Source organism: Sphaerimonospora cavernae (assembly GCF_042435035.1).
Taxonomy (GTDB): domain Bacteria; phylum Actinomycetota; class Actinomycetes; order Streptosporangiales; family Streptosporangiaceae; genus Sphaerimonospora; species Sphaerimonospora cavernae.
Genome location: NZ_JBHMQT010000039.1, coordinates 15148 through 36488, shown reverse-complemented (window position 1 = coordinate 36488; position 21341 = coordinate 15148). Strand labels below are relative to the sequence as shown.

At 68.7% G+C, this 21341-nt stretch carries 8 protein-coding genes; 7 read left to right on the top strand and 1 reads right to left on the bottom strand.

All coding sequences use genetic code 11. The annotated features are described in order from the left end of the window. Positions 1-42: 42 nt before the first annotated feature. From ACFHYQ_RS18625 to ACFHYQ_RS18610, 4 genes are read left to right on the top strand one after another with little or no spacing between them, the layout of a single operon-like run. Positions 43-2850 (top strand): DEAD/DEAH box helicase, encoded by a 2808-nt coding sequence (locus tag ACFHYQ_RS18625; RefSeq protein ID WP_394302434.1) that lies wholly within the window; start codon positions 43-45, stop codon positions 2848-2850. After that, positions 2847-8111 (top strand): Eco57I restriction-modification methylase domain-containing protein, encoded by a 5265-nt coding sequence (locus ACFHYQ_RS18620; protein ID WP_394302433.1) that lies wholly within the window; start codon positions 2847-2849, stop codon positions 8109-8111. Before ACFHYQ_RS18625 ends, ACFHYQ_RS18620 begins: the two co-directional genes overlap by 4 nt. Before the next feature lie 44 nt (positions 8112-8155). Next, positions 8156-8281, top strand: a complete 126-nt coding sequence (locus ACFHYQ_RS18615; RefSeq protein ID WP_394302432.1) for a hypothetical protein — start codon at positions 8156-8158, stop codon at positions 8279-8281. Then, positions 8275-9048, top strand: coding sequence for an ATP-binding protein (locus ACFHYQ_RS18610; RefSeq protein ID WP_394302431.1), 774 nt, complete (start codon positions 8275-8277; stop codon positions 9046-9048). The genes ACFHYQ_RS18615 and ACFHYQ_RS18610 overlap by 7 nt, the downstream gene beginning before the upstream one ends. A 1655-nt stretch (positions 9049-10703) precedes the next feature. Here ACFHYQ_RS18610 and ACFHYQ_RS18605 read toward each other — a convergent pair. Further along, positions 10704-11336: an NYN domain-containing protein gene (locus tag ACFHYQ_RS18605; RefSeq protein WP_394302430.1), complete on the bottom strand. Its 633-nt coding sequence runs from the start codon at positions 11334-11336 to the stop codon at positions 10704-10706. A 113-nt stretch (positions 11337-11449) separates the two neighbouring features. Here ACFHYQ_RS18605 and ACFHYQ_RS18600 point away from each other — a divergent pair, with 113 nt between their 5' ends. Genes ACFHYQ_RS18600 through ACFHYQ_RS18590 form a run of 3 tightly spaced genes read left to right on the top strand, consistent with a single transcriptional unit; the run spans position 11450 to position 21280 of the window. Next, positions 11450-18103 (top strand): DEAD/DEAH box helicase, encoded by a 6654-nt coding sequence (locus tag ACFHYQ_RS18600; protein WP_394302429.1) that lies wholly within the window; start codon positions 11450-11452, stop codon positions 18101-18103. A 49-nt stretch (positions 18104-18152) separates the two neighbouring features. Next, complete coding sequence (locus ACFHYQ_RS18595) at positions 18153-20390, top strand: UvrD-helicase domain-containing protein (protein ID WP_394302428.1); 2238 nt, start codon at positions 18153-18155, stop codon at positions 20388-20390. After that, positions 20387-21280 (top strand): serine/threonine-protein kinase, encoded by an 894-nt coding sequence (locus ACFHYQ_RS18590; RefSeq protein WP_394302427.1) that lies wholly within the window; start codon positions 20387-20389, stop codon positions 21278-21280. Before ACFHYQ_RS18595 ends, ACFHYQ_RS18590 begins: the two co-directional genes overlap by 4 nt. The last annotated feature ends 61 nt before the right edge of the window (positions 21281-21341 follow it).

The following is a 21341-nucleotide window of genomic DNA, read 5'->3' as shown; positions in this document are numbered from 1 at the left end:
AGCGCCCGCCTCTGACCAGTGTCCGTTTCCAAGAGGAGAACCGTGACCGAGACCTCGTTCCCGCCCGGCGCCCGGATCGAAGTCCGGGACGCCGAGTGGATCGTCCGGACCTGCGCGCAGCTCGCCTCGGGCGGCGACGAGCCCAGGTACAAGATCACGGCGGTCGGCGCCTCGGAGTTCGTCCGCGACGAGGACGCGGTCTTCTTCACCGACCTGGACGAGGTGGGCCTGCTTCGGCCCGAGGAGACCGTCTTGGAGCAGGACAGGACGCCACGCTTCGCGCAGAGCCGCCTCTTCATCGAGGCCGTCCTGCGCCGGACCCCGCTCCCACAGACGGAGAAGGGCCTCGCGCTCGCCGACCGGTTCCTCCTCGACCCGCTGCCCTACCAGCGGCGCCCCGCCGAGCTCGCGCTGAAGGGCCTGCGACCGCGCATCCTGATCGCGGACGTCGTCGGTCTCGGCAAGACCCTGGAGATCGGCCTCATCCTCGCCGAGCTGATCCGGCGCGGCCGCGGCGACCGCATCCTCGTCGTGACACCGCAGCAGGTGCTCGAGCAGTTCCAGCACGAGCTGTGGACGCGGTTCTCCATCCCGCTGATCCGGCTCGACTCGGTCGGCATCGAGCGGATCCAGCGGGAGATCCCGGCGGGCCGCAACCCGTTCACCTACTACAAGCGGATCATCGTCTCGGTCGACACGCTCAAGAACGAGGGCAGGTACGGCCAGCACCTGGAGAGGATGGACTGGGACGCGGTCGTCATCGACGAGTCGCACAACCTGATCGGCGAGAGCAGCCTGCGCAACAAGCTCGCCAGGCTGCTGGCCCGCAAGACCGACGCGCTGCTGCTGGCCAGCGCCACCCCGCACAACGGCAACAGCGAGTCGTTCGCCGAACTGATCCGCATGCTCGACCCCGCCGCGATCGCCGACGACAAGCACTACTCGGCCAAGGACATCGAGCACCTCTACATGCGCCGCACCAAGATCAGCCCTGAGGTGCGCGACCAGATGGGCGCGAAGTGGCCCGACCGCGGCCCCTCCGTCCCGGTGCGGTGCGCCGCCACCCCCGCCGAGGAGAAGATCTTCGAAGAGCTCACCCAGGTCTGGCTCGCAGGGGACCGGCGCGCCGGCGGCCCGGTCGTCGACGCCAAGCACCGGCTCTTCCCCTACACGCTGCTCAAGGCGTTCCTCTCCTCGCACAAGGCGCTGGCCAAGACGGTCGAGAACCGGTCCAAGAACGCCAAGGAGCCCCGCGAGATCGAGGCGCTGAAGACTCTCGCCGACCTGACCGCGCGGATGACCGACGACGACTCGGCCAAACTCGACGCCCTCGTCCGCGTGCTCCGGGACGAGATCGGCGTACGGGCGGGCGGCCAGACCCGGGCCGTGGTCTTCTCCGAGAGCGTCGAGACGGTCAGGTGGCTGGCCGGGGTCCTGCCCAAGCGGCTCGGCCTGACCGGTAAGGGCGCGGTCGAGATGATGCTCGGCAACGGCATGTCCGACCAGCAGCAGCAAGAGATCATTGAGCGCTTCGGGCTCTCCGACAGCCCCGTCCGCCTGCTGGTGACCACCGACGTGACCTCCGAGGGCGTCAACCTCCACCGGCAGTGCCACCACCTGGTCCACTACGACGTGCCCTGGAGCCTCATCCGGATCGAGCAGCGCAACGGCCGCATCGACCGCTACGGTCAGACCGAGCAGCCGCGGTTCCGGGCGCTCATCCTCACCTCGGGCGTCGAGGGAGCCAAGGACGACCGGACCGTCGCCGAGAAGCTCCTCGACAAGGAGGAGACCGCGCACCGCGGTCTCGGTACGGCCGAGGCCGTCACCGGCGAATATCGCGCCGAGCGCGAGGAGCGCCGCCTCATCCAGGACCTCCTCGCCGGCAAGTCCGTGGAACAGTCCCTCGCCGAGCAGCAGGCCGACGACCCCTTCGCCGACCTGTTCGGCTCCGTCGACGGCGGCGTCACGGGCGGCGACACCCTCCGCGCTGACGTGCCCCGGTTATTCGACGGCTCGGAGGCGTTCATCAAGGAGGCCGTCGACACGCTCGGGCTGCTCAAGGGCCTTGAGGACGACGGCACGATGCTCGCCTTCGAGCCGCCGCCGGACCTCGCCCACCGCCTGTCCGCGCTGCCCTCCGACTATCTGCGCACCCACGACGTCCGCAAGCGGATGAAGGTCACCTTCGACCGCGCGGAGGCCCGGCGGAAGCTCGACGAGGCCCGCAGGACCAAGACGATGTGGCCGGAGATCGCCTACCTCTCCGATCTGCACCCCATGGTCGACTGGGTGACCGACAAGGTTCTGGTACGGCTCGGCCGCCAGAAGGCGCCGGTCGTCACCGCCCAGGTCGACGAGCCGACCTTCCTCATCCAGGGCATCTACTCCAACCGGCTGGGGCAGCCGACCGTGGTCGAATGGATGGCGGTGACGTGTGGAGGCGCCTCCGCACGTGTGCTCGACCGGAAGATGACCGACGTCCTCGCCGCGGCCGGCGTCGGCCCCAAGATGATCAACACGGGCCAGGCGATCGACCTCCGGCCCCTCCAGGAGCGGGTGCCCCAGGCGGTCGCGACCGCCCGCGCCCACCTGGAGGAGCGCCGCTCGGCCTACGAAAGGCAGGTCGTCGGGCCGCTCGACTCCTACCGGAGCCGGCTCGATGAGTGGCAGCAGCTCACCCTCGACGGCGTGCACGCCTCCCAGCGCGGACGCAAGGAGCAGCGCGTCCGCGAGACCGTCGATCGGCAGCAGCGCCTGCTCGACTCCCTCAAAATCACCGGGGAGCCGCTGCTGCGGGTCCTCGCCGTACTCGTTCCTCAGGACGGACCACAGGACGGAAACCGATGAGCTTCGACTCGCTGGTCAACCGCGGCGACTACTTCTCGGCCCACTACCTGGCCGAGGTGCTGCCCAAGGACCTGAAGAAGTCCGGCGGCCTGTTCGCCCGCTGGAACGAGCAGGAGAAGGCCGGGCACCGCACCCCGCGCAAGGGGCTGCGCGCGCTCGCCAAGCAGTACTTCGCCGACCGGCCGTACTTCGCGGACATGGACGACCGGCTGCGCGACGGCGAGGTGCCGGCCCCTGACCTGAGCGCTGACGAGGGTGCCGAGTGGCGCAAGGAGCTGGGCGAGCTCCACGGCGCGGTGCTGCGCGCCCTCGGCTACGAGGCGAGCCCGCGTGAGCTGGCCGTGGAACGGGCGGGCAAGGACTACGTCGTCGAGGTCGCCTACGCCGACCGGCACCTGGTCGCGATCGAGTGCGGCTGGGCCGCCGACGTGGACGCCGCCCTCGACGACGACCGGGCCGGGCGGCTGCTCGCCCCGCTCAGGCTCGACAACACCGAGGAGATCACCTCCGGCACCAGGCTCGCCTCCTGGCTGCTGACCGCCGAGGAGGCGCCGCGCTACGTGCTCATCCTCGCCGGCGGCGTGGTCGTGCTCGCCGACCGCGCGGTCTGGGGCGAGGGCCGCTATCTCGCGGTCAGCCTCGACGTCGCGCTCGGCCGGGGCAACGAGGCCGAGCTGGGCACGATCGCCGCGCTGTTCGGCGCCGACTCGCTGCTGCCGCCGGAGGAGGGCGGCGCCGAACCGCTCGCCGAGCTGCTCGACCGGTCCCGCGGTCACGCGGTCGGCGTCTCCAGGGAGCTGCGCGACGGCCTGAAGGACTCGGTTGAGCTGATCGCCAACGAGGTGCTCGCCCGCGTCCGCGCCCAGGGCGTACGGCCCGAGCAGATCATGGAGTCGGCCGCTCTGGCGAAGCAGCTGGGCCGCGAGTCGCTGCGCTACCTCTATCGGATCCTGTTCCTGCTGTACGCCGAGGCCCGCCCGGAGTTGGGCATCCTGCCGACGGACGACGAGGACTACGTCAGGGGCTACAGCCTGGCCCGCCTGGGCGACCTGGTGGTGCGCGACCTGACGGGAGAGGAGGCGCGGGGCTCCTTCCATCTCTACGAGTCGCTCAACCTGCTCTTCCGCATGGTCAACCGCGGCCACCGGCCTCGACTGGGCGCCGAGCCCGAGGGCTCGGAGGGGGAGGGCCTGCGGTTCGAGCCGCTCCGCTCCGACCTGTTCGAGCCGAAGGCGATCAAGCTCATCGGCCGGAACGCGATCTCCCTGGATGATGACGACCCGGATGGGTTGCGCATCGACACCCGGCTGCGCAACGAGACGCTCCACGAGGTGCTGCGCAAGCTCATGCTCACCAAGGGGCGCAAGAAGGAGCGTGGCGGGTTCATCTCGTACGCCCAGCTCGGCATCAACCAGCTCGGTGCGGTGTATGAGGGCCTGATGTCCTACACCGGGTTCATCGCCACCGAGGAGCTGTACGAGGTCGCCAAGGGCGGCGACCCGAAGGACGGCTCGTGGCTGATCCCGGCCTCGAAGGTGGACGACTATCCGTCGGAGGTATTCGTACACGCGGTGGACGAGGACGGGAACAAGCTCGATGAGTACAAGCGCTATCGCGAGGGCTCGTACGTCTACCGCCTGGCCGGCCGCGACCGGGAGACCAGCGCCTCCTACTACACCCCCGAGTCGCTGACCCGGGTCACCGTACAGCTCGCACTTCAGCACCGCCTCGACCAGGACGACACGGTCACCCCGGCCCAGGAGATCCTGAAGTGGACGATCTGCGAGCCCGCCCTGGGCTCCGGCGCGTTCCTCAACGAGGCGATCAACCAGGTCGCCGCCGAGTATCTCAAGCGCCGCCAGCAGGAGCTGGGCGTCTCGATCGACCCGGAGCGGTACGAGGAGGAGCTGCAGAAGGTCAAGGCGTACGTCGCGCTGCACAACTCTTATGGCGTCGACCTCAACGAGACCGCGATCGAGCTGGCCGAGGTCTCCCTCTGGCTCAACGTCATGCACCCCGGCCTGCAGGCACCCTGGTTCGGCCTCCACCTGCGCCGCGGCAACTCGCTCATCGGCGCGGGCCGCCGCGTGTACGGCGCTGCTTCGTTGACCAAGGGGACGTGGCTGAAGGAGGCTCCCGAGGACCTGCCGTTCTCGGCGGGGGAGCTGCCGGCGGGCAAGGTCCACCACTTCCTGCTGCCCGCCGAGGGCTGGGGCGCGGTCTCCGGAGCCAAGGAGGCCAAGGAGCTGGCTCCCGAGCAGGTGAACCGGCTCAAGGCCTGGCGTAAGCAGATCCACAAGAGCGTCTCCGAGAAGAAGAAGCAGGGCCAGAAGCACACCCAGCTCGAGCGCCTCCAGGCGTTGTCGAAGCGGGCCGAATACCTGTGGGATCTGGTCATCCAGCGGTTGCAGCTCTCCGAGAAGGAGATCAGCCGCAGGATTGAGGTCTGGGGTGCTGAAGAGGGCTGGATCGAGCAGCCGGAGAACGCGGTGCCCAAAGAGAAGGTCTACGACGACCTGACCGCGCCGGGCACACCGTACTGGCGGCTGAAGAAGGTCATGGATGCCTGGTGTGCGCTGTGGTTCTGGCCGCTGGACAAGGCGGGTCTGCTCGACGGTTCGGATGAGGTCTATGCGCGCCCACTCCCGGCGGTAGACGCGCATCCGGCACCAACTGCGCTTACGGGAAGTGTTTTCGCTGCTTCGCATGGCGCAAACGGCGCAGCCATCGGCGTTTCGATGGGCGTCTCTGAGGCTGGGCAGGTTTATACGACGGCCTCCCTGTTCGATGACGGTGAGGGGGAAGAGACCGACCTCGGCCCGAACGCTGCGGCACTGCGGAAGTCCGCTGTCGTGACCACGCTCAGCAAGGCGGATAAGGAAGCCAGAGCCGCGCGTGCGGCAGCCAACGCGGCCAAGAAGGCGGCGGCGCTGGAACCTTTCCGTCCAGTGATCCCGCTCGCGAACCTCGACGACTGGCTTGACTTCGCCGAAGCCATGCTCGGCCGGCTGGACGTCGACTACGGCGAGACTGACGACCAGAAGGGTCTGGCCACCATCTTCACCAATCTGGCGGAGATGGAGCACCACGAGGACGACATCGTCGGCTGGATGCGGATGGAATCCCACGGCCGATTGTCGGAACGCTTCCCGTGGTTCGACGAGATCGAGGGCGAGAACGGCATCGCGAAGCAACAGGGCTTCTTCCACTGGGAACTCCAGTTCGCCCAGGTCTTCACCAACGGCGGCTTCGACCTCCAAGTCGGCAACCCCCCCTGGGTCCGTCCCCGTTGGGTTGAGGCATCTATTCTTGCAGAGCTCGAACCATGGTTTGTTCTGACGGAGAAGCCCTCTACGGCTGAATGGAAGCGGTATAAGGATTCGGCTCTCCTGGGTGAAAATGAGCGTAGTTACTACTTAGAAGAAGCCGCCTCGATGGCCGGAACTCTCGAGATGTTGGGTGCATCTTCGATGTATCCGCTCCTGGCGCGGACCCAGCCGGACCTATATCGAGCATTTATGTGTCGCATCTGGTCGCACCTCCACCGTTCTGGAACGGCGGGCCTTGTCCATCCTGATACCCACTTCAGTGGCGTCAATGAAGGTGCGTTGCGCGCCGCCGCTTATGAGCACCTCCGATTCCATGCACATTTCGTTAATGAATTGAATCTATTTGAGGAAATAGATCACCGCGTCCATTTTGGCATGCACATATATGGCGGCGCGCGGCCCATTGGATTTGAAACATTGAATTACATTTATAGGCCCGAGGCTATCCTCGCCTCTCTTCATCATGATGGAGGGGGGGAGGTGCCGGGGGTCAAGAGGCATGGTGTGTGGGATGTGCGCCCTCATCGAGCGCGTCTCATACGCGTAAACAGCGAGGTCCTGGCGGAATGGCGACGAGTTGTCGGAGCGGCAGGTGTGCCGGTAGATGAGACACCTCTTCTTTACCCTGTAACCATGGCGGAAGCAGGTGCGGCAGAAGCGCTTGCTAATTACGGTCATGCTCTAAATGATTATGGCCCGCAGGTCAGTCGTGGCTTTGATGAGGCGAGAGCGCGTGCAGCAGGACTAATTTGCTGGAATAATGAGGTGCCTGAGTCTCTGCAAAGTGTAGTTCTGCAGGGGCCGCACTTTGTCCAGGCAACTCCGTATAACAAGCAGCCGAACATTCCTTGTCGTAACAACTTGGACTGGTCGGCATGGGATCTCGCCGATCTTCCGCCCGATGCCGTTCCCGTCTCCAATTACGACCGTTCCTGTAGCGAAGAGAGGTATCGGGAAGCGAAGGATCGGTGGGTCGATCATTCCAAGCTAACTAAACTCCGGGAGGCCTCAACTGGGGCCCGAGAAACTGGGAAGCCAAGGGTGGGGCCAGGTGGGGCGCCCGACTCGAATGTGGAGACTGAACTAACCGAGCAGGCAAGGCGCCCATATACCGAGTTTTATCGACTGGCTTGGCGAGCTATGGTTCCCCTGACCAATGAGCGTTCGCTGTTCGCCGCACTCATCCCCCCTGGCCCTGCACATGTGCACACAGTTCATACCTTGGCGTTGCCTGATAATCGAGGTACCGTGCTCGCCGGGGGATTCTGGGCGGCGCTGCCGCTTGACTACATTTTGCGAATCACCGGGCGGGGGCACCTTCAGTACGCTGAGGCTAATGCGATGCCAGCCGCAGACCCCGACCATCCGCTGGCCGCGGCGCTGCTGCTCCGCACGCTACGCCTTAACTGCCTGACCAACGCCTACGCTCCGCTCTGGGCCGAGCTGTACGACCTGGCCTGGACCGACGAGCAGTGGGCTGCCGACTGGCCAGGGTTGAAGCCGCTCGGGGACCCGGCCGCCGTCACTCCGGAGTGGGTATACGCCACTCCGCTTCGTACCGAACGGGAGCGCCGGGCCGCGTTGGTCGAGCTGGACGCGCTGGTCGCGCTCTGGCTCGGTATGACCGCCGAGCAGCTCGTCGCGATCTACCGTTCCCGCTACCCGGTCCTTTCCGACTACGAGGCGCAGATCTGGTTCGACGCGAACGGGCGGAAGATCGCGGGCAACCACAACACCTACGGATACGGCCAGACCAAGCAGCACTTCGAGCAGCTCATGGCCCACCTCGACCCCGAGACCAACGGGCCCGTCCCCGAGGGGTACACAGCGCCGTTCTACAAGGCCGACCGGGAGGCCGAGTACCGCCAGGCCCACGCCGTCTTCTCTGAGCGCCTCCGCCAGGCCCGCGTCGCCCAAGTTGAGGCCCGGTGAGGGTCTCCTTACTGTTGTCGGACGGGGGCGGCACAATGAGTGCCATGACCACAGACCTCGCCGACCTGCTCGGGGACCAGGAGAGCACCGCCCTGGAGTTCGAGCAGTCCTTCTCCAGCCGAGACAAGATCGGGCAAGAGGTCTGCCGCGAGAGGACGAGCGCGTGCTGACGGAGCGTCGCAGTGCCCTCGACGGTCCGTTCGACGGACGGAGCGTTCCGGGCAGCATGGTTGACGATCTGGATCTGCGGCTGTTCCGGTCGACCTACTTGCCCTCTGTGGTCCCGGCCGATGCCATCGAGGAGGACGGCCGGCCGGAAGAGCTCAAGCTCGCATGCGTCCGAATGACCGATCTTGCGGGCACCCCGACGGTTCTTGGGCTGCTGGTTCTCGGGCTTGACCCCAGCGCGTTCATCCCCGGCGCATATGTGCAGTTCGTCCGATACGACGGCACCGGGCCGGAAGCCCCCATCGCCGACGATCAGGAAATCAGGCGCAACATCGTCGACATTGCCGGCCGTCTCGACGCTCTACTGCGCGGTCACATCCACACCCGGGTCGTCGAAGTGGACGGGTTCCGCGAGCGGCAGCAGCCGGATTATCCGTTCGCGGCCCTGCGTGAGGTCTGCATGAACGCGATCATGCATCGCAACTATGAGACCTCCCACGCCCCAGTACGCATCCTCTGGTTCACCGACCGGATCGAGGTGACCAACCTGGGCGGACCGTATGGGCAGGTGCGTCCGGACAACTTCGACCGGGTGTGCGATTACCGCAATCCTTCGCTGGCTGCCGCGATGAAGTCGCTCGGATACGTCAACAGGTTCGGCCGGGGGATCGGCCGGATCCAGGCGGCCCTCCGAGAGAACGGCAACCCGGACGCGGAGTTCCTCATTGACGACGTGTCGTGGTCGGTGATCCTGAGGAGGGCCACATGATCTCGGTGGCGCTCTCCAACAACAAGGGCGGCGCGGGCAAGACGGCCCTTACGAAACACACTTGCTCGATCACTTTCAGTGAGGCATGCTCTGTGATGCCGCACCCCCGGTGGGTGCCGGAAGCAGGGGTCGGGATCACCGATGGAATCGGGTGCCCGGCCCCCGCGCCCTACCCGTCACTCCGGATCTCAGGGTCGGTTTTCAGGAAGTGCACGTCAGGGGAGGCCCTGACCAGTGCAATTGCACTTCCCGGGAAACGATCCCGTGTCTTCGGCAGGGCTTTCCCCGCCTCTGGGCCCCTTCCGCCCCTCGGCCATGATCTGCCGGTAACGGGCGGACAGCTCGCTCTCTCCACTTTCGCCTTTCCCCACCCAGGGGAAGCGCCGCCGTACGGCCTCGTAGTCAATGGGTTCGTCATCGTTCATTTCTTCAGCGTAGACAGGCGACTCACGCAAAGTGAGTTGACGGATACGCATGGAAGCCGGTTTGCTGGTGTCAACCGCGCCACCGAACTCGTGTCGGTGGTTGAAGGCCTCGCCCACCGGACGGGGCCTCACTCCTTTTTCCTGGCCGCGCCGACCTGTGAAGTCGATGCGGAGACGCCGGCCGGACTGAGGGAGACGGAGCGCGGCCCGTTCGGGGCCGTGAAGTGGGGCCGTGTTAACCTCCGCAGGTGGTGGCCCGGCTTCCGCGCCTCTCATCTGTTGATTGGTCTCGTCCCGGACGCCGCTTGCCCGCCCGCGTCCGGTCCTGCATCTTCTGAGCCAAACAATGGCTCTCGTGAGCATGTCGTGACGTCCCGATTTGTTCCGCTTTCGGACCCCCAAGCGGCAGTGATATCAGAAAGTCAGTTGCCGGCCACGTTCAGTTCTCGGTCTAATGGGGTGCAGATACTGCTCATCCGTTTCGACGGATGGGCGCCGGATACAGTACGCAGTCCGTCTGGCGTGCTTGGTGTATCCGGTGGATCCCCCGCCATGCCATGGCCGTGGACGAGATCCCGTCGATCCTGTGCGCACAGGATGGGATGCATCCACGCGGTCAGGGGGAGGGGGTGGGGGCGTCTGGACGGACGCGGAGATGGGCACCCCACCCCTTGGATGGTCTTCCGGCCGGCTCTTCGATCGGAAGTCGGTTACCCGACCTTCGCGCTTGCGCTTATGGCTCAATGTGCTTGCCTGATCACCCTTGGTGAGGCAGGCTTGGTGATGCCGCGCCCTCGGCGGGTGTCGGAAGTGAGGCCGGGCCTCCCGATGGAATCGGGCGTCCGGCCTTCGCGCTGTCGTGCCACGCGCGGCTCGCAGGCTGGGTGGCTTGATCTCTCCTCTGCCTCGGCGGCAGTGGAATCCGCTTGCCCGGTCACGCCGTCTGCGGGATCCTCGTCTGTGCCGCACCCCTGGGAGTGTGGAAGTGGGGCCGGGACTACCGAGGGATATCGGGTGCCCGGCCTTCGCGCTGTCTTCGCGTCCCTGGATGATGGTGCTGGGCGTCTGGCCTGCGTGTCGCTCACGGCCTGGGGTGAGGCTAGAAGCGCATCTGTTACATGGAGTGAGTTGACAGACACGGAGACGGTCCTGTTTACTGTCCTCGACTGCACCACTCATTTCGATGGGTGGCCCGGAGCCCCGTTCCTTGGACGGGGCTCTATGTTTTTCTCACCATCGCCCAGGGCGCCTGATCTTCCCGTGGGCATCCTGGACCAGGTCGGGCAGCTGACAAGCCCTCAGCATGCCGGGGTTGATCTGCCTGAGGAATGTGGGGCGTGCGGCGATGAGGTCAATGGCTCGCCTCTCGTAGGGGTAAGGGTTGGCCACTCCGATCGAGACTCCAAGGTCGTGGCGGACCGCCCAAATCGGTTCCGCGAGATCGGCATCGTTGCTGATGACGAGGGCGCTGTCGCAGTCCCGCCGGAAGGCGTCAAGAAGAAGAGCCGTCGCCAGGTTGACGTCCGATCCCTTCTCCTCGGTTTTGATGACCTCGACCGTTCGATGGGCGCCGGGCTCCGGGAAGGCCAGTGGCATGCGCGTGATGCGTTCCTGGAAGCGTCCGAAGTGGATGCTGAGATGGGGGATGGTCAGCAGGGCGCGCAGATAGGTGTCTTGGCGTTTATGGGCTCCCGGATCGTCGGGTCGCGCCGTGACTCGCGCGGTGAAGTAACGGATCCGGTTAACGCGGCCCTGCCGTACCAGGCGACGGGCGAGGGCGTCGAGGTCAAGCCACTTGTACGGGGTGTCCTTCAGACAGCCGTAGTAGAGGTTGAACCCGTCAACGTAGACGTTGGTCAGCATTGCGTAAAGATATCGTCACTGAGGGTTAGATTGCTCAGGGTTGGTCGAACAGGAGTGCGGGTGCGGAGCGGGTTCAGGTGTGGGCGGGCCGTACGAGTTCGGGAGGGGGCGCGGTGAGGCCGACGTTGGCCGCCGAGGAGTTGCGGCAGAGCCTGACGCAGTACCTCACGACCACCTTCGCGCTGGCCGACCGGCCCGTTCGTGAGGCCTTGGAACGCTTCCTCAACCATCCCGAGCAGGGCATCTTCCGCGGGCCGTACCTGCGGATCCGCACGCCGTTCCGGACGGCCGAGGACGGCTGGCGCAAGACGCTGGAATGGGCGCCGGCGGGCTTCTCGCCGTACCGGCACCAGGCGAAGGCCTTCGAACGCCTCAGCACGCTCGGTAAGCGGGCCGAACCGACGCTGATCACCACCGGCACCGGCTCGGGTAAGACCGAGTCGTTCCTCATTCCCGTGCTGGACCACTGCCGCCGGGAGCGGGCCAAGGGGCGCGGCGGTGTCAAGGCCGTCCTGCTCTACCCGATGAACGCCCTGGCCACCGACCAGGCGCACCGCATCAACGGCTACTTACAGCAGCCGGAACTGCATGACGTGACCGCCGCCCTCTACATCGGCGACACCCCCGAGGTCGCCTACCCGAAGGTGATGACGCAGCGCTCGGAGATCCGGCGCAACCCGCCGGACGTGCTCATCACCAACTACAAGATGCTCGACCTGCTGCTCCAGCGCCCCGACGACCTGCCGCTCTGGCAGAACGCCGAGATCACCTACGTGGTGGTCGACGAGTTCCACACCTACGACGGCGCGCAGGGCACCGACGTGGCCATGCTGCTGCGCCGGCTGGCCGCCGCGACCGGGCATTCGCGGCCGGGCCGGCCGCTCGGCGACATCTGCCCGGTCGCCACCTCCGCCACCCTGGGGGAGAACACAGGCCTGGGGGAGAACACGGGTCTGGGGGGGAACACAGGCCAGGCGGGGAGCGGCATCCGCGAGGTCGCCGAGCAGGTCTTCGGCACGCCGTTCCCCGAAGACGCCGTGGTCGGCGAGGACCGGCTCACCGTGGAGGAGTTCGTCGGCGACATCGACGTCACGCTTCCGCTGCCCGGCCCCGACGACCTCATCGCCTGCGGCGACCCGCTGCGCGACCCCGCCGCGATGGAGCGGCTCGCCACGGTCGTCACCGGGCGGGCCGGGCTCGACCCGCAGGAGCTGGGGAAGGAACTGCGGCGGCACATCCTCACCCAGGCCGTGCTCGACGTGCTCGGCGGCGAGCCGCGCACCTCCGACGAGATGCTGGATCTGCTGCCCCGGCGCGGCGCCTACAACTGGGGCGCCGCCATCCGCGCCAACCCGGACCGGGCGGCCACCGCGCTGGCCCGGTTCGTCGCGCTGCTCTCGCACGCCCGCGACCCCGAGGACTCCGAGGATCACGAGGACCCCGAGAACAACGACGCCGAGAGAGCTGAGGACGCCGACGGCCCCGAAGGCCGCCCGAGGCGGCCGTTCCTGATGATCGAGACGCACATGTGGGTGCGGGCGGTCTCGCGGCTGCTCCGCGTGGCGCACCACACCGCGGCCTTCGCCTGGATCGGCGAGCTGCCCGTGGTGGACGCCGACTCGACGTTCAGCGTGCTCGGCAAGACCCTGCTCCCGGCCGTCTACTGCCGCCACTGCGGCCGCTCCGGCTGGGCCGCGTTATCGCCGGAGCGTGACCCGGAGCAGCTGGTGACCACGCCGGAGCGGATCTACCGGGCGAACGTCGGCGCGGAGAAGAAGCGGGTCCGCCCGCTGATCCAGGCGACCGAGCGCGAGGTGGAGGCGGCGGTGCGCGGCCTCGCCGTCCTCGACGGGGAGCGGGTCCGGCCGTACGACCCGGCGCGCGACACCTACGGCAAGGGCGACATCGTCTTCGTGCTGACGGACCTGCGCACCACGCAGGAGGCGCTCTACGCCGCCGAGCAGGACCGCTGCCCGGCCTGCGAGATGGACGAGGGCATCCGCTTCCTCGGTTCGGGCCTGGCCTCGCTCGCCTCGGTGGCGATCACGCAGCTGTTCGCCGGCGGCCAACTGGAGCCGGAGCAGCGCAAGACCCTGCTCTTCAACGACTCGGTGCAGGACGCCGCGCACCGGGCCGGGTTCGTCGCCAACCGGTCCTACGCCTTCTCGCTGCGTCGGCTGCTCACCTCCCGGCTGGACGAGGAGGCGCCGATCCTGCTCAACGATCTCATCGGCGACCTGGCGGCGGCGGCCAGCGAGGCCGGGGTGCTGCCCGCGGTGGTCCCGCCCGACCTGCACGACCGCCCGGAGATCGACGCGATCCTCGCCGGGGAGGCCGAAGGCGGCGCCGACGCGTGGAACCTCATCGGGGAGCGGCTGGCGTTCGCCGCCGTCATGGAGCTCGGCCTGCGCTCCCGGCAGGGCCGTACGCTCGAACTCACCCGGACGGCCGCCGCCGAGGTCGTGCTCGCCGACCCGGTGAGGATCGCCGCGCTGGCCCGGGACGCGCACACCGCCACCTCCGGCATGGTCGAGATGCGGAGCGACGCGCGCTACCTCGTCTTCGTCCGCGGCCTGCTGGAACGGCTCCGCTATCGGGGCGCGGTCAAGCACGCCTGGCTCGACAGGTGGATCGGCAACGCCGGGACCAGCCGCTACAACGGCGTCTGGGGCCGCCGACCTGACGGCATGCCCGCGTTCCCGCGCGGGGTCAGCGCGCCGACCTTTCTGCTCGACCGGCTCAAACGGAAGTCGGAGTTCGACCGGATCGACGCCGACCAGGGCTGGCCGCAGGACTGGGCCGCCCGCTGCCTCGGCCTGACCCGGGGCCAGGCCGGTGAGTACCTGTCGCGGCTGCTGCCCCTGCTGGCCGCCGAAGGCGTCGTCGCCAAGCGGACCGCCGACGACGGCTCCACCGGCGTGTACGGCCTGCGGCCCGGCCACATCCGGGTGCACCTGCTCGGTGACGAGCATGTCAACGACGCCGGGGTCGGCTGCGATCGGTGCGCCTGGCAGCAGACCGTCCCGCCGCATCTCGTCGCCGGCTGGTACGGCCAGCCGTGCCCCCGCTACCGATGCGGCGGCTCGCTGACCGGCGGCGACACCCGGGAGGACATCCGCGACCACCGGGCCGACTACTACCGTCGGCTCTACCGGGGCGAGGGGGTGTTCCGGGTCGTCACCGCAGAACACACCGGCGCGCTCACCCGCCGTCAGCGTGAGCTGACCGAACAGCGTTTCCGCGAGGGCGCCCGCTACAGCGACCCGAACGTGCTGTCCTGCACGCCGACGCTGGAGCTGGGCATCGACATCGGTGACCTGTCCGCGGTCATCCTCGCCTCGCTTCCGCCGGGACCGGCCAACTACGTGCAGCGGGTCGGCCGGGCGGGCCGCCGTACCGGGAACGCGTTCCTGGTCACGATGGTCGGCCGGTCCCCGCGCGACCTGTACTTCCTCGAGGAACCACGCGACGTGATCGCCGGTGAGATCGTGCCGCCCGGCAGCTATCTGTCGGCGGTGGAGATCCTGCGCCGGCAGTACGTCGCTCATCTGGTCGACCTGTGCGCCCGCGACCGGCTCCCCGGCAGTACGGCGCTGCCCCGGCGGGCGTCGGTGCTGTTCGGGGAGACCGGCTGGCTGGCCGCCTTCACCTCCGCGGCGCTGGCATCCGGCGCGGCGCTCGCCGAAGGGTTCCTCGACCTGTTCGGCGAAGCGGTGAGCGAGGCGGCCGCCGCCGACCTGCGCGCCTTCGCCGCGGGCGGGCTGAAGGAGGCCGTGACGGAGGCCGAGCGGGTGTGGCACCGGCGCCTGGACGACCTGCGCGAGCGGCTGAACGTGATCAACGCGGCGTCCGAGACGCTGGTGGAGTCCGACCCGAGCCAGCAGACGATCAAGCGGTCGCTGGCGGCCGAACGGCGGGCCGTCGCCAGGCTCATCGGCGACATCGGCCGCCAGAGCGCCCAGGCCGCGCTGGTCGAGCTCGGCCTGCTGCCGAACTACTCTCTCATCGATGCCACCACGGACCTGGAGGCGACGATCACCTGGGACGAGGAGGTCCCGGGCGGCAGGCACTACCACAGCGAAGTCCGGGAGTACCGGCGTCCCGCCAGGCTGGCCCTCACCGAGCTGGCGCCCGGCAACTCCTTCTACATGCGCGGCTACCAGCACCAGATCACCGGCCTGGACATCGGCACCCCGTCCCGCCCGGCCTGGGAGCACTGGCGGGTCTGCCCCGGCTGCGGCCACGTGCGGACCTTCCGGGCCGTCGAGGACACCTCGCCGTGCCCGCGCTGCGGCAGCCGGGACATCGGGGAGCTGGGCTCGCTGCACAAGGTGCTGCGGCCCACCCGCGTCACGGCGCACGACCGCCGCGACGACGTGCAGATCCGCGACGACCACGACGACCGGAAGCGGCGCTACTACGAGCGCGCCGTCGCGGTCGACGTCGACCCGGCCGACATCGCGCCGGGCTCGTGGCGGCACGCCACGGCCGTCTTCGGTGTCGATTTCACCCGCCGGGCCGTCATCCGCCGGTTCAACCTGGGCACCACCCGCTATGACCGGCCGGCGGGCGACCGGTTCGCGGGTGAGCTGGTCCGGCTCAACCCCTTCCACGCGTGCCCGTCCTGTGGCGGGACGACAGTGGACGGCCCCCCTGCCTCCGGCGAGTCCGACGGGCTGGTCGCCACCTCGTCGTTCGACCGGTCACGCAGCCACCACCGGCCGTGGTGTCCCTTCCGGCGGGCCGCCGGTGACACCGAGCACGTCAAGCTGATCCTCGCCCATGAGCTGCACACCGAGGCGCTGCGCATCCTGCTTCCCGTCGCCACGCTGATGATCGAGCAGCGCACCGCCTCGTTCCGCGCGGCGCTGATGGCGGGGGTGGCGGCCAGGTACGGCGGCGACCCCGACCACCTGGACATCGTCACCGCCACCATGCCCGACCCGGCCACCGGGCGGGAGCGGCGCTTCCTCGTGCTGCACGACACGCTGCCCGGCGGCACCGGCTATCTGCACCGGCTCTCCGCACCGGACGGCTTCCGTGAGGTGCTCGCCGAGGCGTACCGGATCGTGGCGGAGTGCCGGTGCAAGGAGGAGCGCGACAAACGGGCCTGCCACCGCTGCCTGCTCTCCCACGTCCCCGGAAGCCTGTACGACAAGGTCAGCCGGGCCGACGCGCTGGAGATGCTCGCCGAACTGCTCGAGAAGTGGGAGGCCGCGCGGGTCGCGACCACGGCCGACATCTCACTGTGGGACCAGGTCGAGAGCGAGCTGGAGGCGCGATTCCTCGACGGGCTGGAGGCGTGGGCCCGCCGGCCCGACACGCGCGCCGCGCTCGCCCGCGGCGAGGTCGTCGACGGCAGGAAGACCGCCGACCTGCGCATCGAGGCACCGGACGGCACGATCCGGCACTGGCGGATGACCCTGCAGAACACCATCAGGGGCACCCGGCCCGACGTGCTGTTCCGGCTGGTGGGCGACGAACCGCGGGAGGTCGCGGTCTACCTCGACGGCTACGCCTACCACGCCACCGCGGAGATCAACCGGCTGTCCGACGACGCGGCCAAGCGGGCCCGGCTGCGCGCCCACGGCCGATTCGTCTTCCAGCTGACCTGGGAGAACCTCGACGAGTGGGAGGGGCGAAGCTTCGCCCCGGACCTGTCCGTCGAGCCGCTGCGCAAGCCGTACCGGGGCATCGCCCAGGAACAGGCGCGGACGTTCTACCGGCGCTTGGAACCGGAGCGCGACCCGGTCGAGTTGGTCCGCACGATGTGGACCAACCCGGTCGAGACGCTGCTCGCCTTCCTCCGCGAACCCGACCGGGGGTTGTGGCTGCACCGGGCCGAGGCGGTGGTCGCGGGCACGGTCAAGGAGCCCCGCGCCGTGAGCAGGTGCGACGCGGGCGACGTCGCGGACCGGGTGGCGGCGTCGCTGCGCGGCGAGGACCTCCCGGCCGGAACGGCGGGCCCGATCACGGTCTGCTCCACGGCCGACCTCGACGGCTGCCCGCTCACGGTCATCCTGGACCGGCGTGCGGAACCCGCGTGGAGCGGGTTCACCGTGGTCGACGACCGAAACGAGACGATCACCGCCGACGAGGAGACGCACCGGCGCCGCTGGGCCGCCTGGCTGTACTGGGGCAACCTGCTGCAGTTCCTCGACGTCGGCGCCGGCGACGGCGGGCAGCTCGCCCGCACCGGCCTGGACCTCCTCGACCCGGCCCTGTTCGATCCAGGCGTATTCGACCCGGCGCAGCTCGCTGCGGCCGGCGGCGATGGTCTCCTCAGCGTGCTCAGCAGGCTCCCGCTCGACGAAGAACTCGCAGGGGACCTCGCCGGGGATCTCGCCGACGTCGCGGCGTCCGTACCGCGACCGCCCGCTGTGGCCGCGGAAGCCGTACGGCCCGCGCCAGAGGAGGCCGGGACACCCGCCGGGGCGGGGGAGACGGCCGTGCCGCAGGACTGGGAGGACGTGCTCGACCTCCTGGACCCCGAGGACCCGTTGCTGGCGCTGCTCGCGCACGCCCTCACCGATCTGGGGGTGTCCGCGCCCGAGGCGGGTTACGAGCTCGGCGAGCAGGCCTGGCAGGCCGAGCTGGCCTGGCCGCAGGCGAAGGTGGCGGTCGTGCTCGCCGGAGACGACGACGAGGCGCGCAAACGCGACGCCGCCTACGCGCAGGCGGGCTGGGACGTACGGATCGCGAGGGGCTGGACGGCCGAGGAGCTGGCCGAGCGGATCGGCGCCGACAACAGGGGAGGGGCCCGGTGAGTGACGACCGGTACAGCGGTACCGCGCACGCGTCGATGAAGGAGGCCGTGTGAGTAGGGCGACGTTACGGCTTCTCGACAAGGCCGACAAGGAGATCCTCAAGCTCCCGCGGGCGGTCAAGGGCGCCATCTACGACTTCCAGCACAAGTTCCGCCAGGACCCGGAGAGCCCCGGTCTGCGGTTCAAGCAGCTCAAGGGGCACCCCCGGCTGTACTCGGCGCGGGTGAACCTGGACTACCGGGCGCTGCTGCTGCACGCAGGGGGTGGCGACTACATCCTGGTCGCGGTCAAACCACGCCAGGAGGTTTACGACAATCTGGACAAGTTCGCCTACCAGATCAACCCGGTGACGGGCGGCATCGAGTTCCTCGATCTGCTGACGATCGAGGAGACGGTCGTCCTCGCACCGCCGGTGTCCCCGCTGTCCCCGGTGCCGCCGGTGCCGCCGGTGTCCCAGGCATCCCCGGTGCCGCCCGCGCCGGGTGAGGAGATCCCGGCGCGGCCGGAACCGCTGTTCGCGAAGTTCTCCGCCGAGACCCTGCTGAGTCTGGGCGTCGCCGGGCCGCTGCTCGGCCTGATCGCCAAGATCGCCACGGAGGACGAGCTGCTCGGCCTGACCGCCTACGCGCCGCAGCTCACCGCTGAGGTGCTGCTCGCGCTGTACGACGGCAAGACGGTCGACGAGGTCATGGACCAGGTCACCGCGCCGGTCGCGGTCGAGGAGAACGTCGACGCCGACGACTACCAGGCGGCGCTCGCCCGCCCCGCCACGGTCGTGACCACCGAGGACACCGCCCTGCAGGAGGTGCTGGAGGAGGGCGACTTCGGACGCTGGCGGGTGTTCCTGCACCCCGCCCAGCGGAAGATCGTGGAGCGCGCCTACAGCGGCCCCGCCCGCGTCAGCGGCGGCCCCGGAACGGGCAAGACGATCGTGGCGCTGCACCGCGTCAAGCACCTGGTGGAACGGCTCGGACCAGGCCAGGGCAAGGACGTCCTGCTGACCACGTTCAACAAGAACCTCGCCGCCGACCTGCGGCGGCGGCTGTTCGACCTCGCCGGGCAGGAGGTCGTCAAGCGCGTCGACATCGTCAACATCGACAAACTGGCCAGCGGCCTCGTCTCGGCCACCCAGGCCGGCTCCGGACGGCAGTGGATCGACGACACCAAGGCCGTCATCGAATGGCAGGGGCTCCTCGACGAACTGGGTGAGCACCGGTGGGACCCCGAGTTCCTGCACGACGAGTGGTCGCAGGTGATCCTCGGTCAGGGCGTCGCGACCCGGGCCGAGTACTTCCGCGCCCGCCGGGCCGGACGGGGCCGCGCCATCAGCAGGCAGGACCGGGCGGAGATCTGGAAGCTCATCGAACGCTACGTGATGCGGCTGGACGACAGGAAGCTGTGGACCTTCCGGCAGGTCGCCGAGCGGGCGGCGCGGCTGGCGATCGAGCGGGCCAGGGCGGTCGCCTCCTACCAGGCCGGACAGGTCAGCTCGGTGAAACTGCAGCACGACTCCGGCATCTGGTACCGCCACCCCTACCGTCACATCGTCGTCGACGAGGCGCAGGACCTCAGCGCGGCGCACTGGCGGATGCTGCGCGCGATGGTCCCCGAAGGCCCCGACGACCTGTTCATCGCCGGCGACACCCACCAGCGGATCTACGCCAACCACATCTCCCTGGGCAGCCTGGGCATCAACATCCGGGGCCGGTCGTCGAAGCTGAGCCTCAGCTACCGCACAACCCATGAGATCCTCCGTACGGCCTGCCGCCTGGTCGGCGAGGATGAGTGGGACGACCTCGACGACGGCAACGACGACCTGACCGGCTACCGCTCGGTGCTGCGCGGGCCCGAGCCGGTGCTCACGCCGTACCCGACCTGGGCCGCCGAGCTGGACGGGATCGTCGAGCGGGTCAGGGAGTGGGGCGGGGGCTCGATCGCGGTCTGCGTGCCCGAACGGCAGATGGTGGCCGAGGTCGAGAACCGGCTGGGCAGGGCCGGCATCATGGCGGCTTCCATCGGCCCCGACGGGCCGAAGCTCATCGAGGCGCTCGTCCACGTGGGGACGATGCACCGATTCAAGGGACTGGAGTATCAGCGCATGATCCTCGCCGGTGTCGCGGAGGGGCTGCTGCCCGGTCGGCGGGTCCTCGCGTTCGAGAAGGACGACCCGCTGCGCTTCCGCCGGGAGTCGCAGCGTGCCCGGTCACTGCTCTTCGTGGCCGCCACGCGGGCACGCGACAGCGTTGTGATCAGCTGGCACGGCGCCAAGAGCAGGTTCCTGCCATGAGGACCGTCGCCGACCGTTACCGGATCACCTCACCCATCGGGCGGGGCGGCATGGGTGAGGTGTGGGAGGGCACCGATCTGCGGCTCAACCGCCCGGTCGCGATCAAGCTGATCAGCTCCGCCGACCTGGTCTCGGAGAAGGACGCACGACGGCGCTTCCACCGCGAGGTCCGGATCACCGCCCGGCTCCGTCATCCCGGAGTCCCGGTCGTCTACGACTTCGGCGACGACGGCGACCTGTTCATGGTCATGGAGGCGCTGCGCGGCGACTCGGTCGGGAAGCTCAAGGACGAGGAAGGCAGCCTGCCCGTGGCGTGGGCGGCCTTCGCCTGCGCCCAGGTGTGCGCCGTACTGGCCGCCGCGCACGAGGTCGGGCTGCTGCACCGCGACGTCAAGCCGGAGAACCTGGTGCTGTGCCGGAACGGGGCGGTGAAGGTCATCGACTTCGGCGTGGCGGCCTCGCTCGGCGCGAGTGAGTTCTCCCGGATCACGCAGACCGGGCAGATCCCGGGCTCCGCCTGCTACATGGCGCCCGAGCTCGTCGACGGGGAGGACGCCAGCCGGGCCAGCGACCTCTACACTGTCGGCTGCGTGCTGTACGAGCTGCTGACCGGCGCACGGCCGTTCCAGTCCCGCGACCTGCTGCGGGAGATCGCCCGTAGCAGGGAGGAAGACCCGCCGCCGATGGCGGGAGTGCCCGGTGAGCTTGAGGAGCTGACACGACGGCTGCTCGCCAAGGAACCGGCTCAACGCCCCGATGACGCGACCGGGGTCTACCGGAGCCTCCTGCCATGGATCCGGGACCTCCCGCCTCTTCCCGGCTGGATCGACCAGAACCTGTCCGCCGACCCCGCCCACATGTACTCAACGGTGATCTCGAGTTTGGGGTGATCCAAGCCTGACGACCATGATTGTCCCACGCGGCCGGGCGATAGCGCCGGACTCATGACAC